Below are 14,869 nucleotides of genomic sequence, written 5' to 3' on the forward strand. Positions count from 1 at the left end.
CCAATGTCAAAGCACCTATTCTCACTTATTTTTTTAGGATTTCTCATAGCTAGTCTTTCAACTAAAGCTAATACCTTCAATCAAGATTCTATAACTAAAATAAGTGAGATAGATGTACTTATGGACCATCCATCCTTAAACAATAAGGAAAAAAAAGTTTTTCAGGAAAAGTTTCAAAACTTCTGGTCCAAAGCACAAAAGAATACTGCCCAAAGAGATTCTATTCTTGCAATATGTGAACGGTTTAGGAAAAAAAGAGCTCGTGTTGTCCCCGACTTCTACGACTATTTCAAAAGTCTCATACTCTTCAACGAAAAAGGATTAAATGAAACCGATTACACAAATTGGCAAAATGGATTACTTCACCAGTTGAATGCCCCAAAGGCTAAACTTAGAAATATCAACGAGTTTCTAAAACAAACAAACTATTTACTCAAAGACAGTCTTCTCTATAAATCTTTTTCAACAAGGTGGAAAACAAGGTCTCATGATTTTCACTATGTCTATGACAAAAAACTCAAAATTGTTTTCGATGCAACGGAACTTGTTTGTTATTCACAGAAAGATAGCTGCACAATATACAATGCAAGTGGAGTCTACTTCCCTTTCGAGAAAAAATGGATCGGCACAAAAGGTAAAATTGCATGGACAAGAGCTGGAAAATCACCATCAGATGAATATGCCGATTTTGAGAATTACCAGATTGACATTACCAAACCCCGAATTGAAGTAGACACCGTACAATACCGCAACAAACAGCTTTTTAAAAATTCGGTATCGGGCTCACTAACAGAACGAGTTAATATTGTAAAAGACCCTGCTTCTGCCACTTATCCACGATTTAATTCCTTTAATCAGGATATCGCAATCGACAGTTTATTCAGCAACATCAGCTATAAGGGTGGAATCGCAATTCAAGGGTCCAAATTTATTGGGAAAGGTAATTCTGAACAGCCAGCACGTATTAAATTAACCCGAAACGACAGCTTATTTATTGAAGCTTCATCGGAATATTTCAGTTTCTCAAACAATAAAATCATTGGGAAAGACGCCGAAATCACCCTGCATCTCGACACATTCAAAATTTACCACCCCAACCTTCATCTGAAAATTTTAACTAAAGATAAAGAACTCATCCTAACACGAGACGGAACCGGCATGTCTCAAAGTCCATATTTCAATAACTATCACAATTTGCTGATGGATTTCGGAATTCTTCACTGGAAAATGGACGAAGACATTATTCATTTTCAAAAAATGAAAGGTGCATCACATCGTTTAGCCAAATTCGAATCCATAAATTATTTTACAAACAATCATTATCTGAGACTTAAAGGAATGGATGATAAACATCCATTGGTTCTCCTTAATGCCTTTGCTGAGCATATGTATTCCAACAGCTTTACCACCGAAGAATACGCCAGTTATATAAAAAAACCAATCAGTCAGGTTCGTCAGCAAGTAATTAGTTTATCCTTTCAAGGCTTCGTCAATTACGATGCTGCGAACGATGAAATCACCATTGAAAAACGCTGTTCAAATTACATCTCAGCTGCTATGGGCCAGCAAGACTACGATGTCATCCATTTCACATCAAAAACTGAAAAGCTTCAGGATGACGCGACTCTAAATCTTAAAAATTTTCATCTTCAAATTAACGGAGTCGATCAGGTTTCGGTCAGTAATTCTCAGAATGTAACTTTTGTTCCCCGGGGAGGAGAGTTGCTGGTAAAACAAAATCGGGATTTTGAATTTAATGGTCTGATAAAAGCAGGACCTCTAAATATGTACGGAAGAAACTTCAATTTCTCCTATGATCAATTTAAAGTTGAAATGGGATTAATCGATTCATTAAAAGCCTACATTCCCTCAGATGACAAGGGGCAATTTGCAAAAAGAAACGCCATATTTCTTGAAAACATTGTAAAAAATGCCACTGCTAACCTGCTGATTGATGATCCATCCAATAAATCAGGAAACGAATATTTGGCACAATATCCCATTTTTAATTCTTACGACTCGTCCTATCTGTATTACGACAAACAATTTATTCAAAATGGGGTTTACAAAAAGGACAAGTTCTATATTAAAGTTGACCCTTTTACCATTGATAATATCAATAAACTGTCTGATCAAGATTTACAGTTTCAGGGCGAATTTAAATCGGGAGGTATAGTTCCTGATTTCCGTGAAAGCTTGATTGTAAATACTGATAACTCAATAGGTTTTGCACATGCTATAGACCAAAATGGTGTTTTAGTTTATGAAAAAGCAACTTTCACAGATTCTCTTTTCCTAAATAATGATGGTTTATGGGGAAAAGGTACGTTTACTCAGAACAACACCAAAATTGTTTCAGATCATTTTGTTCTCTTGCCCGATAGAGCAAAGGGTCAAGCTGAATCGTATACACTTATGGCTCAAACTGTACCTTTCTCGCACCCGGACATCAGCGGTAAAAATGTTTGGGTTGAATGGCAAACTGAAAAAAATCAATTTAAAATTCAAAGTCAGGGAAAAGATTCTCCTCTGGGTATGTACCAAGGTTATGCTTCACTTACGGGAATCGTAAATATTAGTAATGATAAAATGGATGGTTCCGGAGAAATGGTTTACGCCAATGGTTCATTTACATCAAATCATTTCAATTATTCAGGACGTAAAATAACCGCTGACACCAGTAAATTTAAACTTCTTAGTCACAATGAAGCAGGCTATTCCTTTAAGGCAGAATCATGCGATGCTGTAATCGATTTAAAAACCCAAAGAACCGACTTTAAGAGTACTATAGCTGGCAACTACAGTAGTTTCCCTTCAAACAACTACATCTGTCAACTCAATAGTTTTAAATGGAATATGACCAACGACCAAATTGAATTTGGAAGTGAAGAACTCACAAACCTGAATCAGTTGTGGGAAACAGGTCAGATCAACAATTTACCTAAAGAATCGTTTAACACGTTTATCTCAACTCATTTCGATCAGGATTCCTTAAGTTTTGAAACACCATATGCTATTTATGACACAACCGATTATACCATCGCGGCAAAGTTTGTTGAAAAACTAAGGGTTGCCGACGCCAACATTTTGCCATTACATGGAAATATAACAGTTAAAAATGATGGTTATTTAGCACCACTGAGCAATTGTGAAATTCTGGTAGACACCCTCCTTCATTTTCATAAAATCACCGATGCGATGATTGAAGTGAAAGGAAAAAGAGAATATACAGGAACCGGATTCTACACCTACAAAGATGAATTAGACGAAGAACAAGAGATCTATTTCAATGAAATCAGCGTGGATTCTACAGGGCAAACCATCGCCTCCGGAGCCTTACCAGATGCCAAATCCTTTACTCTAAGTCCGGATTTTGATTTTAGAGGAGAGGTGCACCTTGCTGCCAGAGAAAAACATTTACGCTTTGATGGTGAGACTCAAATCCATAATAAATGTGACAACATCAAACACAGATGGCTGTCTTTCAATGCTCCAATAGATCCCGAAAATATTCTAATTCCTATCGACACCATTGGTCGCGATAAAGAAAATGTGAAAATTTTCAACTCCTTGTATCTAACCAATGATTCGATTCATATTTACCCTGCATTTTTGTCTACAAGAAAATTCTATACCGATAATCCTCTTCTTACTGTGGCAGGTTACCTGACCTACAATAAGGGTGAAAACCTCTACCAAATTGCCAGCGAAGAGAAACTTAGAAATCCTGATCTTCCGGGAAATCAGATTTCTTACAATATGACTAATTGTGATCTGAATGCTGAAGGACTTATCAACTTCGGTGTAGAGCTTGGTCATGTAAAAACCACTGCAGCCGGGACTCTCGATTACGATTCAGACAAAAGCAAGCTTACGATAAACACCTGTTTAGGCTTCGATTTTTATTTCTCAGAGCATTTATTGAAAATGATGAGTAAACATATCTCAAACTCAGTACAAAGACCAAGTAATCTAAATAATGAAGATTTTCTCAGAACATTCCCTTTAATCTTCCCAAAGGGAGAATCAGATAAAATCATCGAAGAAATTAAGAAAAAAAGCACTTACGACGCACTGCCCGATACCATTAAACAAACGCTGTTTTTCAATAGGGTTATGCTCACTTGGGATGCTAAAAATAAAGCTTATTACTCCCAGGGAGAGCTCGAACTGGGAAGCATCTTAAATAAGAGCTTCAATAATATCGTAAAAGGTAAAATTGAGATTCGAAAAAGAAGACGTGGGAACCGTATGTACCTATACATGGAACTTGAAGATGGTGCTTGGTTCTACTTTGAATATCAAAATCAGGTCATGTTCATGAGATCATCTATTTCTGAAATTAATCTTGCTATGGAAGAAGTTAAGGAGGATGAGAGACGCTTTAGAGATCCTGTAAGCAGACTCAACTACCTATACTTGTTAGCTCCTATGTCTAAAGTAACACGCTTTAAAAAGCTGCACGAATTGGATACAAGCAATCAATAAGTATAGATATCTAATCTCATAAAAGACAGGCTCAATTAAATTAAAGAACGTGTAAAGCCTATTTAAAATTTTCTAATTTTGTTAGAGTACATTTTGAATCTATCAGTTATATGTCAAAATATCAGTTTTTCAATCGCGATTTAAGTTGGTTATCTTTCAACAATAGAGTTTTGGATGAAGCTAGAAATAAAGACTTACCCCTTTACGAAAGGATTAAGTTTCTTGCCATTTATTCTTCCAATCTTGATGAGTTTTACCGAGTTCGGGTTGCATCATACCAAAGGTTTACAGAACTCCCCATTGAAGACAAACTCAAATTAAGAGAAAATCCCGACCACACCTTAAAGAAAATCAAACAACAAGTTCATAAACAACAAGTTGAGTTTGGTCAGATTTTCACCAACGAGATTGTACCTGAATTGCTTGAGAATGACATCGTACTTTTGCAAGGAGAAACACTATGCGAGGAGCACTACCAGTACACCAAAGAATTTTTCCTTGACAACTTGTTGCCACACATGCAGCCTATGCTCCTTTTGAAAAAACAAATTCAACCTTTTTTACAAAATAATGCCATTTACCTGGCGGTAAAATTGTACAAAAAAAGAAGCAAAAAAGACAATCCAGACAAACCAAAACGCGCCAAATACGCCATTGTTAAGATTCCCAGTAATCGCTTCGACCGTTTTATTGAACTGCCTTCAATCAACGAGAAACACCACATCATGTTCCTCGACGATATCGTGAAACTTCACATGAAAGTTGTTTTTCCGGGATTCAAAATTGACTCGGCATACAGCTTTAAAATGAGTCGTGATGCCGATATTTTGATTGAAGATGAATATTCGGAAAATATCCTGAGTATGATCGAACGGAACCTAAAAAAACGGGAAACGGGTGTCCCTTCACGTTTTTTATATGACGAAAACATACCTCGCGATTTCTTGAATTTATTAAAACTAGCATTTAATCTAACCAATAAAGAACTGGTTAAAGGAGCCCGATATCATAACTTTCACGATTTTTTCAAATTCCCCAATCCTGCTGATGCGAAATTGGAAGATTCTGCATTTTCTGCTCTCAAAGTAAAAGAACTCGGTCAGAGTAAATCGATGTTTAAAGCCATTCATAAAAAGGATATTTTACTTCACTACCCTTATCAATCCTACGAATATGTTATTCGTTTTTTGAATGAGGCAGCCCTGGATCCCAAAGTTGAAGAAATTAAGGCAACACAATATCGGGTTGCAGAAAACTCTGCCGTTGTCAACGCTTTAATTAATGCGGCTTTAAACGGAAAAAAAGTAACCGTCCTAGTCGAGCTTAAAGCCAGATTTGACGAAGAGGCCAATATGAATTCAGCAAGGGCCATGACTAAGGCTGGCGTGAAAATTATATACAGCTTGCCAGGACTTAAAGTGCATGCTAAAATCGCTTTGGTTATCAGAAAAACAGATAAAGAGGATTATGCCTACCTCAGTACGGGTAATTTCAATGAAAAAACAGCACGAATTTATGCTGATCATGGCTTTTTCACATCCGATGAAACAACAATATCCGAACTAAAACTTTTATTTAAATACCTTGAGAATCAAGAAACAGAATGTAAATTCAATAAGCTCCTCATTGGAAAATTCAATATGCTGGATGAATTCATGGCAATGATAGATCGTGAAATTAGCCATGTGGAAAATGGTGGCAAAGGTCATCTTATATTAAAAATGAATGGCTTGCAAGAAAGGGGAATAATAACGAAGCTCTACGAAGCAAGTATCAAAGGTGTTAAAATTGATTTAATTATAAGGGGGATTTGTTGCTTGGTTCCAAACAAACCGTATTCCAGAAACATTAGAATTATTCGTATTGTTGACCAATATCTGGAACATGCCCGCGTTTTCTATTTTTACAATAACGGTGCTGAAGATGTTTATCTTTCATCAGCCGATTGGATGTCGCGCAATCTACATCGACGAATTGAATGTGCTTTTCCAATTGAAAAACCTAAACTAAAAAATGAACTCATCGATATTCTGAACATTCAGCTCAGCGACAATACAACAGCCCGACTAATTAATGAAAAATTGGAAAATATCAAGCTGAAAAATGAGATTGATGTACCAGAAAAGCGCGCACAAAGGGATATTTTTATGTACCTTGAGAAAATTGAATTGGCTAAACATTCCAAAAAAATAGAGATTTAGTAATCGACCTCTTAAAACCACACCGATGAAACAACTTATTTTATCTCGCCATGCCAAAACAGAAGTCATTCGATACGACATCAGTGATTTTGAGCGCAATTTAACAAACAGAGGAATCAATGATTCAGCTCTGGTTTCAGATCATTTATTAAAGAAAGGGATTCAAACGGAACTTATTATATCCAGTCCTGCCAATAGAGCGATTGCAACTGCCAGACTCTTTGCAAATCGTTTTAGTATTCACTCGGATAAAATTGTGGAGGTAGATCAACTTTATCATGGGTTTAGCACTCAGGAGTTTTTAGAAATGTTACAAGATAAAGCTGGTCAAATCAATCATGTTTGGGTCTTTGGTCATAATCCCGATATTGCGTCATGGGCTTACAATCTTCTTGAAGAAGCTTATCTGCATGTGCCAACGGGTACAGCCATCGGAATAGAATTCGATGTAGAAAACTGGTCTGATATTGATGCGCGATCGGGAAAATTAATTCACTACACAACACCAAAAATGCTAAAAGAATAAGCTCAGATTAAAACTGATCTTTTTTACTTATAGGTAGACTTATTGCTTCCCAAAAACAATCTTCCCCATATTATCGATGATTAACTTCCCATCAAGTTTTGCTTGAGTTTCGGGATGTATAAACCCTTTTATCAGTTTGGTTTTTCTATCGATCACCAAAGATTTTATCTGAGATTCTGAAAGACTCTTGCCCATAAATTCGAACGGAATAATAAAACGACATCCCTGCTTGTAATTCGAACAACCATAGGCAGCATTTCCTTTCATCATTGTTCCTTCTTTACACATCGGACAATGCCAAACTTCAGCTTCTTCGGGAACAAAACTTAATTCGAAAGAAGGATCAAAAATTAAAATACCATTCTGCTTATTTCCGTCAACCTCAAATCCTTTGATCTTAGGCGTTTTCTGTTTTAGGATTAAAGCTTCTATTTGTTTATCCGTAAGCTTTTTATTTTGAAATTGAAATGGCAAACGGATATCACAACCATTCTTCCAATTGCTACACCCCCAGGAGTTCTTGCCTTTCAATATTTGTCCTTCTTTGCATTTAGGACACGTCAGTTCTTTTGCTTTAACGACAGCCTTTTTTTCAGATTTATCTTTGACTTTCTCCTCCTCTACAGCAGCAATTTTCTGAATATGTGTTCGGGATTTAACATCCTTAACAATATTAAAAACCATCTGCTTTAACTCAATCATAAACTGATCAACCTCATAATTTCCCTGTTCAATGTCTCTCAGTTTTTTCTCCCAAAGTCCTGTCAGTTCTGCTGATTTCAACAGTTCATTCTGAATGGTGTCGATCAACTGAATTCCGGCAACAGTTGCCACAAGACGTTTCTTCTCTTTTCTAATATATTTGCGACGGAAAAGTGTCTCAATAATATTAGCTCGGGTAGATGGTCGCCCAATTCCATTCTCTTTCATCAACTCTCTCAGTTCATCGTCATCAACCTGCTTTCCTGCTGTTTCCATAGCACGCAATAAAGTTGCTTCAGAATAATATTTTGGAGGTTGAGTTTGCTTCTCAGCTAAATCCGGAACATGCTCACCGCTTTCACCCTTCTCAAACACAGGTAGAATCGTTCCTTCGCCAACATTGCTGTCTTTTGAGAAAAGAACACGCCAACCTGGCTCAATAATCTGTTTCCCCGTTGCTTTAAAATCGATATTCGTCACCTGCCCCAATACCGTTGTATGACTCACTTTACAATCAGGATAGAAAACAGCGATAAAACGCCGTGTAACTAAATCGTAAACCTGTTTTTCTTCATAACGCAGCCCACCGGGTTGCACCCCTGTTGGAATAATGGCGTGGTGATCGGTTACCTTTTTATTATCAAATACCTTTTTCGATTTACGTATTTTTTCTCCAAGTAACACCTCCGTAAATTCCTTGTAAGGTGTTAATTTTTTAAGAATATCAGGTACTTTTTTATAGATATCATCTGTTAGGTATGTCGTATCAACTCTGGGATAAGTCGTCAGTTTCTTTTCATATAAGCTTTGAATAATTCGTAGAGTTTCTTCAGCAGAGAGATTCAACTTTCTATTGCAATCAACCTGAAGTGAAGTCAAATCGTACAATTGAGGAGGCAACTCCTTACCTGCTTTTCGCTCAAAAGAAACCACTTCAAAAAGCTCCGACTTAATTTTACTTAAAAATTCAACGCCTTCTTCTTTCTTATCAAAACGTCCACGAGTTGCTGCAAAAGTGACCTCTCGATAAACCGTTTTTAGTTCCCAATAGGTTTGGGGAACAAAATTATCGATCTCTTTCTGGCGATTCACAATCAGTGCCAAAGTTGGTGTTTGAACACGACCAATGGAAAGCACATTTTTACCACTACCGTATTTAAGAGTAAACAAACGTGTGGCATTCATGCCCAAAAGCCAGTCACCAATCGCTCGTGATGAGCCTGCCGCATATAAACGATCAAATTCTTTCCCATCTCTTAAGTTGTCAAAACCTTCCCGAATTGCCTCTTCGGTAAGAGATGAGATCCATAGACGCTTAATCGGCACATTGCATTTTGCTTTATGAAGCACCCAGCGCTGTATGACCTCTCCTTCCTGACCGGCATCACCACAGTTTATCACTTCTTCCGCATTCTGTATCAATTTTGCCAGGATATCAAACTGTTTTTGCACCCCAGTATCATCAATCACTTTAATTGCAAAACGCCCAGGAATCATTGGCAAATCATTCATATGCCAATATTTCCAATTCAGATTATAATCACCTGGTTCTTTAAGTGTACACAGATGCCCAAAAGTCCAGGAAATCTGATAGCCATTGCCCTCATAATAACCATTTTTCTGACTCTTGGCTCCCAAAATCATCGCAATTTCACGCGCAACACTTGGTTTCTCTGCAATACAAACTTTCATCCGCAATTATTTAAATTTTCAATACGTTAAAAACGCAGGTAAACAGATCGATTTATGATCTACAAATATTTATCTAACATCTCAAAAAGAACCGTTTTAGTTACGGGTTTTGAAATATAATCGTTCATTCCAGCTTCTTTCGACTTTCTATTTTCATCAGAATAAGCATTAGCCGTCATACATATGATAGGAATCTTAATGCCAATTTCTCTCAAATTGAGACTGACTTCATATCCATTGATAATTGGCATCTGAATATCCATTAAAACTAAACCATAATCCCCTGAGTTAGGAATAAGAATCTCCAAAGCTTCTTTCCCGTTTTTAACCCATTCCACATTATAATTGGCTTTTTCAAGTAGTGTTTTTACAATCTTTCCATTTATGAAATCATCCTCCACTAAAAGGATTTTACAACTTGCTTTCTCTACCATCGTAACATTTAATTCTACACCTCAATGTCAATAAAATCAACTTTTCCAGACTTGCCTAAAACATATATTTAAATTCCAATGAAAAGAGATTATCCTCCTTAGAACAACTATAGTTAGCCGTAATTATCATCAATTTAAAAGGCGAAAGCCACAAACCACCTCCATATCCATGGTGCAGCGTTTCTGACCGTTCTCCTGAACTCCAAACTCGTCCAACATCATTAAAGGCTAAAATACCAAACTCACCAGCTAGCAAATACGTTCTAAACTGTGATAATCTGAAACGAATGTCCGTATTTTGATAAAAGACACCGTCTCCAGCAAATCGATCCAATGCAAATCCTCTTAAATTTGATTTCAGCCCCAACCTATTCGCATGAACTAAAGAATAACCATCCGAATTATACGCCCCGCCAACTCGAATAGCTAAAACAGTTCTTGCAGGTGGACTGAAACTGAAAAACAAGCGCATGTCAGACGAAACCCGGTCAAAATCCCGATCGTTCCGTCCTAACCCCTTGAAAACCTGAAAAGCCGACTGCCAGTAAATCCCTCGCGAAGGAAGTACTTCTGAGTTTCTGGAATCCCAAATATAATCAATATTTATTCCTAAATATTTCCTTGTCGAAAAATCCTTATTGGGATCTAAATCATACTTAAGATTCGAAAAATCTGTCACAAACCGATTTTCAGTCCTTTGCAGCCTTGATTGATCGAAAAAAACACCTGCTTTTATTTGATGATTTGTATTAAAATTAAATCTCAATCGCGGATTTATACTCAACCTTTCAAAACGCAGTCTATTATAGGTATTGTCGTCAGATTGTATATTTTCACTGTCATTTCCCATTCCGTAATAATAGCCCTGAAAATTTGGTGAGTTATAATTTACACTTCCCTCTAAATCTATATTTCTAAAAATAGATTTTAGTTCACCCAGATATTTAACTTGATAAGAAGGGTAATTAAACGCATAATTAATTAAAAGTTTATGCTTGGAAGCAAACGGTTCTTTTTTGAACGCATGTGATGTGTAATTAACACCCGCCCCTAAGATCAGGCCATCATCACTCACAAAATTCCCGTTAAGCATTGGGCTGACAATATCGTATTTAAAAGCTTTTCTATTATACACATTTACCTCAGCACTGTTCGATGTTTTATTCCTATAAACGGCATCCTTATTAATATGAAGCTTTGTTTTGTCATAAACACTCACCAAACCTCTTCGGGTATCCTGCAAGTCAAATTGATCTTTACCTTTGCCTCCTACAAGTTTAAGTCTGACTCCTTTACCTTCAGTTTTGCCTTGTATTTTAAACTGATCTTTACCTTTTAAACCAAATAGCCGAACCTCATCTGTTTGATCCGGATAAAAGGTTCTTGCATAAATGAGATCCCTCTTTTTATCCTTTTTTGATAAATGAAACACGTTTACATTCAAACTACCATCGTTTTGCCAATTGGCCTGATAGAGCTCTTTTTCATTGGTTCCCACAACATCAACTCCCTTTGCTAAAAAGGAATAAAAATCCATGGCCATTTGAGGCAGAAGATCTCGTCGGGCTTTTAGTTTTGAAATCAAAATATCTCCGGATATTGCAAATACTTCAGTCGGCAAATCCGAAACGGCTGATTCAATAAGCTCATCACTTAATTTGAATTTCAGATCGTTAGCCATATATTCCCAATCTGCTTTTGTTTTTGACGATAAAAAACTACGATCAAAATAGCGGGAGTTGAACCCCAACCCTGAAACATTTTCAACGATAGAATCAAACACCTGAAATTTAGGTATCAGCCACTTTCGACGCATCAACCATGGAAGTTTCCCATCAGTATAGAAAAAAACCTGGTCTCTATCCCGAGGAATAGGCCGAACAATCGTTTTATCATCTTCTTCAAAACTTGCCCATCGCCACTGATCATCGTGCCTGTCCCAATCGTTAAGAAAAATATCAAAAAGGCGGGCTCTTAAAACAGCATCCTCATCAATACGAATATTGGAATTTTTATAGCGCTTTTTCAAAAGTTTATCTGTGCTTAAAATCTCTTTGCTTCCACCAAATAGGCCGGAATCCGACCAATCTCCGGAAGCCCTTTCTTCAAATAAGAATAGTTCATTCTTAAAACCATCCTGATAAATTCCAAAACGAGGATCGTCAGGCACATATACAATTTTGGGTTGAGTATGGTAAACGCCTGCAGCCTCTGCCATTTTAGGCACAACCAAAGCAGCATATGGGTAAGACTCCGAAATACCATCCTGAACAATTTCAGCTGCCAATGTCTTCCGAAGACTCTGAGGAATGGCTTTCTCGGTATATTTTTCAACTGAACGCAAAACATATTGATGCCCATCCTTAGCCTCCAAACGCAACGATCTCGTCTGCTGACCTCCTCCCCGCTTTATAATTTTCAATCCTCCTTTTTCCTTACCGATATCAAAAACGGGGACCTTAATCGGTGTCCTCCATTCCTCACGATAATTATGCCCTAAATAGTTTAATTTAAATTGACTTGTTGTATTATAAACCTGGCTTGCAGCAATGCTTATTGTACTGTCTGAAAAATCAATCGATTGATCACGCTTTAAGATCTCATTATCTGAGGAACTAATATGTTGATAAAGGCATCTGGAAAAAGCCAAACGTGGTGCTTTTTGGCCCTCTCGACCCACCGCCCAGAATTCAAGAATTACTCGACCATCCTCGTAAAAATTCAATTTGGAGAAACCGACTTCGCGCAAAGCAAAATCCATTTTTTTCTCATTCACATAACTTGTTTGACTTGCTGAACCCGAAACAACCTGATAAGAATCACCTATTTGCTTAAACTGCAAACTATTATCATGAGCAGCAACAGAAATCAACCGAGGTGATTTCCCAAGCATCTTTTTAGCCATATAACGCATTTGCTTATAATATGGCGAAGCAAAATCCTGAGGGGTTCCCAGGAATTTTCGATACAGTTCAACGGGACCTGGAAAAGGGAAATTACCGGCATGTTTTCCACCACTATACAAGGGGTGATGACTAGCTAAAATTAGTTTCTTATTCTCATTTCGTTTGAAAGCATCACTCAACTGAATTAAAAAGTCGGCCGTATTTTCAAATCCACATTCAGATTCAGGTTTCTCACCAAAATGCAACCACCATTGCGAGTCAACAACCAAAAGAACAATATCATCGCTTAGTTCAATTTCAATCGGTCCGGGACACCCTCCCGATGGTAAAAACACATCTCCCTTATTTAAATAATCCTCAACATAGTTTTCAAAATTCATTAATGATTCCCAGCCGTTTTTCTTATTCAGAGTCCACTCCTGATCACCAGGAATAAAAACAACTTCTCCATCAAAATCTTTAACCAAATCAAGGAAATGATTCAGATCTTCACTTTCAAATTCTTCATCTTCCCTATCACAATTTAAGTACTCTTTCGAAATGACATTTCCCAAAACAACCAGGGTTCCGTCCTTTCCAGAATCTGACAATTGCCCACTGAGCATTTTCATATTAGCTTCCACCAACGGTCCCTCACCAATATCACCCACAAAATAGACGCTATGCATCAGTTGAGTACTATCTAAAACAGGACGTTCTGTATTCCCTAAAACATTAAGAGATACCAAAGAAAAAAACAGATAATATATATATTTTGCCATTGAGGTTTTTGAAATAATCAATAATAAAACAAAGTGATCACCTTTTAAATGAGCTGACACATCAATTCTTCAAAACGGGCTTGTAATCAAACTGATATATTTTGCCTGACATCATCTTCCCTTCTGTTGAAATAAAAAGAGTCCCGTCAGGCGTAAAACAAATGCCCTCTGGTTGAGGAAAAATTTTACGTTTCAATCTGTTCACAGCTAACAATTCTCCTTGAGGATTTAACACCAAAAGTAATTTCCCAACCGAGCCTAAGACATAGATATTTCTACTGATTGGATGTATGGCTATAGCGGATGGTTGAAAAGTCAGATTCCCCTTGGAAGGATTAATACCCTTTAATAACTTATTCGAAAATTTCGTATATGCATCCAAATTCAAAATTGTCTCTAATTCTCCCTGATCAATCAGGATATCAGGATACTTACTCAAACTACTGTCCTTAATGGAATAACGATAAATTGCTCTCTTATCCATATAACTCGAATCCTTATGAGCAAGCCCTTTGCAAGCAATTAACAAAGTTTGATTGGAAGCATCATATGCCAAACCCTCTGTATCATTTTTGCTCCCAAGTCCTGTTTTCACTTTAATGCTTTCACTTTTTGAATGAGACATGTCATTAATAAAATACAACTTGCCATCACTACGCAAAGCAACCACCTTGTTATCCATCATTTCCACTGCTTCAAAATCACCTTTTTTTGCAAACTTAATTCGCTGAGTAATTTTTCTTTTCTGAATATCGTACTCAAAAACATAGCCTTGTTCATCATTAATACAAAGCAACTTATGATCTCCTTTATAGGTCAAGCCCGAAATCTCTCTTAATTCCTTACTTAAAATATAGGTTCTACTGGGCTGATTAATACGATAAGGGAAGTGAGTATAATTTTCTGACAAGAAGCAAGTTTGTTTGTTTTTTTTATTCTTTGAACACGCAGAAAAAACCACAACAAAGACCAACAATATCAACAGCTTAACTTTCTTTAGACAAGGCATAGTTCGATTTTATTTTCATTGATAAAAATAAACAAAACCCAAGCATTATCCCAACAATATGAATGAAAACAAACAGCAAAAACTAAACAATAAAGCCTTCTACAGGCCATCCTTTTCCAAAATAATTCCCTCTATTCATCGGACGAACAA

At 36.8% G+C, this 14,869-nt stretch carries 7 protein-coding genes; 3 read left to right on the forward strand and 4 right to left on the reverse strand.

The window, feature by feature from the left end:
- The first annotated feature begins 3 nt into the window (after window positions 1–3).
- From EV201_RS14390 to EV201_RS14400, 3 genes are all read left to right on the forward strand, one after another.
- Complete coding sequence (locus EV201_RS14390) at window positions 4–4,488, forward strand: hypothetical protein (protein WP_130308345.1); 4,485 nt, start codon at window positions 4–6, stop codon at window positions 4,486–4,488.
- A 110-nt stretch (window positions 4,489–4,598) separates the two neighbouring features.
- Complete coding sequence (ppk1, locus tag EV201_RS14395; protein WP_130308346.1) at window positions 4,599–6,689, forward strand: polyphosphate kinase 1; 2,091 nt, start codon at window positions 4,599–4,601, stop codon at window positions 6,687–6,689.
- 25 nt (window positions 6,690–6,714) lie between these two features.
- Window positions 6,715–7,215: a SixA phosphatase family protein gene (locus EV201_RS14400; RefSeq protein ID WP_130308347.1), complete on the forward strand. Its 501-nt coding sequence runs from the start codon at window positions 6,715–6,717 to the stop codon at window positions 7,213–7,215.
- A 39-nt stretch (window positions 7,216–7,254) separates the two neighbouring features.
- On the opposite strand, the gene EV201_RS14405 is transcribed toward EV201_RS14400, so the two are convergent.
- The 4 genes from EV201_RS14405 to EV201_RS14420 all read right to left on the reverse strand — a co-directional run bounded on the left by EV201_RS14405 (window position 7,255) and on the right by EV201_RS14420 (window position 14,620).
- The gene (locus tag EV201_RS14405; protein WP_130308348.1) at window positions 7,255–9,609 is read right to left on the reverse strand and encodes a type IA DNA topoisomerase; all 2,355 of its coding nucleotides are present in this window, start codon (window positions 9,607–9,609) and stop codon (window positions 7,255–7,257) included.
- Between the two features lie 59 nt (window positions 9,610–9,668).
- On the reverse strand, window positions 9,669–10,043 hold the full coding sequence (locus tag EV201_RS14410; RefSeq protein ID WP_130308349.1) for a response regulator: 375 nt from the start codon (window positions 10,041–10,043) through the stop codon (window positions 9,669–9,671).
- A 55-nt stretch (window positions 10,044–10,098) separates the two neighbouring features.
- A complete protein-coding gene (locus tag EV201_RS14415) occupies window positions 10,099–13,710 on the reverse strand; it encodes a BamA/TamA family outer membrane protein (RefSeq protein ID WP_130308350.1) in 3,612 nt (1,203 codons plus the stop codon).
- Between the two features lie 61 nt (window positions 13,711–13,771).
- On the reverse strand, window positions 13,772–14,620 hold the full coding sequence (locus EV201_RS14420; protein ID WP_165389675.1) for an SdiA-regulated domain-containing protein: 849 nt from the start codon (window positions 14,618–14,620) through the stop codon (window positions 13,772–13,774).
- Between the last annotated feature and the right edge of the window lie 249 nt (window positions 14,621–14,869).

This window comes from Ancylomarina subtilis, from assembly GCF_004217115.1.
Classification (GTDB): Bacteria; Bacteroidota; Bacteroidia; order Bacteroidales; family Marinifilaceae; genus Ancylomarina; species Ancylomarina subtilis.